Raw genomic sequence first — 1,639 nt, forward strand, 5'->3', positions numbered from 1 at the left:
GCATCTATCCGAAGGGTGTCCCCGCGCAACCCGGTTTGTGCCAAAGCGACACCACAGGCTGCGCGGGGACATGCGCAGCGCCGTCCCGAACCGGCTGAACCACGTCTGTGCGGATCCGCGCACACGACATCCGCACGTGGCCTCCCCATGGATCGCCTCGACCGCACGGATCACCCCATCGAGTGCTGCTGCGGATCGATGTCGTCGAGAGCGCGTTTCTGTCCACGACGATCGGTGACCGCGATGTGGGTTCCTCGGCTGGGCACTTGTCCCGATGACGATGCCGTCCGCCGGCAGTGGAAGCCGCCGGCCTGCTCGGCCGCGCCGTCGAGCTGACCGCCGGTGCGTCGTAAGCCCGCCTGTTGCCCACCCACGCCATTCATGCGTATTCGACGCCACCACCGGACCAGATCTGCACATGGGCAATCCGGTGGCCTTTCTGGTTCGAACAGCGAATGTGAAGCCGGGAGAGAGGCGTGCGACGAACCCGCACCTGCTGACCGGCGCCTACGCGCTGGGCGCATTGCCGAGCGCCGAACGAGAAGAGTTCCGGATCCATCTGACGGAGTGCGACACCTGCACCGACGAAGTCAGCGGCCTGCTGGATGCGACGACGCGGCTCGCGGACGTGGTGGAACAACCTGCTCCGCGCGCCCTTCGCGCACGAGTGCTGGCCGCCACTCAGCAAGCGTGGCAGCTTCCGCCACAAGTCAGGTCCGGCGCCCAGCCGGAGATGCGTCTTCCGCGACGGCATGGAATCCGCCGAGCAGCGGGGCTCATCTTGACCGCGTGCGTGGCGGCAGCGGTCGTGCTCGTTGCCCATGGAGCGCAGTTCAAGTGGAAGGCCGCGCCCAGGCCGAGCGCGCGCGAGATGATCACGGCCCCACGCAGCCAGATCGGCGAGCTGTTGACCGCTTCCGATTTGAAGCTGGCGGTAGGGAGAGGCTTCTCAGGCACGGCGAGCACGGTCGCGTTTTCGCGGCACCGCGACAAGTTGCTGTTCCAAGCCGAAATCCTCCCTGCGGTCCCGGCCCGCCACGTGTACCAGCTGTGGCTTGTCCGGGCAGACGGTCCCCGGTCGGCGGGACTTCTGCACCCCGCACTGCGGCCCTGGTCACTGATGGTGAGCGGGATTTCGGGCGTAGCGGAAGTACTGGTCACCGCCGAGCCAGCGGGTGGCTCGCCGAGCCCGACCAGCGCCGCGATGGTCACAATCGCGCTCGCCTGACCCTGACAATCCGTACGACGCAATCCGTGCGACGGCCTGCTACGCATCCGGGTCGTGACGGATCACGTCGTCGTCGCAACAAGGGACACGGGACGTCATGCCGTCAACGCGGTGCCGGCCCCCGAGCGGCACGTCAAGGTGACTGTGCTGAACCCCGCTCTGCTGCCGGTGATCGCGGCCACAGCCAATGACTGACTGCACCCGTTGTCCAGGCGGACGGACGGGATGTGTGCGCGCTGCGCGCCGCAGCGATCGAGACGGCGGTTCGCGTGATCATCACAGTGTCCGAGGACATCGACGCCCTGCCCGACTTCGTCCACTTCGGACAAGTCGAGGTGACATGACGAACTCCGGGAGCCGCGCACACAGTGCGGCTCCCGGAGTCCCTGCACTACTTCGCCCGGAGATGTC

2 protein-coding genes are annotated in these 1,639 nt (G+C 67.2%); both read left to right on the top strand.

The genetic code is table 11. The features are described from left to right. The first annotated feature begins 418 nt into the window (after positions 1-418). Positions 419-1,228 (top strand): anti-sigma factor, encoded by an 810-nt coding sequence (locus tag ABZX92_RS45870; RefSeq protein ID WP_355572466.1) that lies wholly within the window; start codon positions 419-421, stop codon positions 1,226-1,228. Positions 1,229-1,282: 54 nt separating this feature from the next. Next, positions 1,283-1,423, top strand: a complete 141-nt coding sequence (locus ABZX92_RS45875) for a hypothetical protein (protein ID WP_355572468.1) — start codon at positions 1,283-1,285, stop codon at positions 1,421-1,423. Positions 1,424-1,639: the final 216 nt, after the last annotated feature.

Origin of the sequence: Lentzea sp. NPDC006480 (assembly GCF_040611995.1) — a bacterium.
In the GTDB taxonomy this organism is placed as follows: Bacteria; Actinomycetota; Actinomycetes; order Mycobacteriales; family Pseudonocardiaceae; genus Lentzea.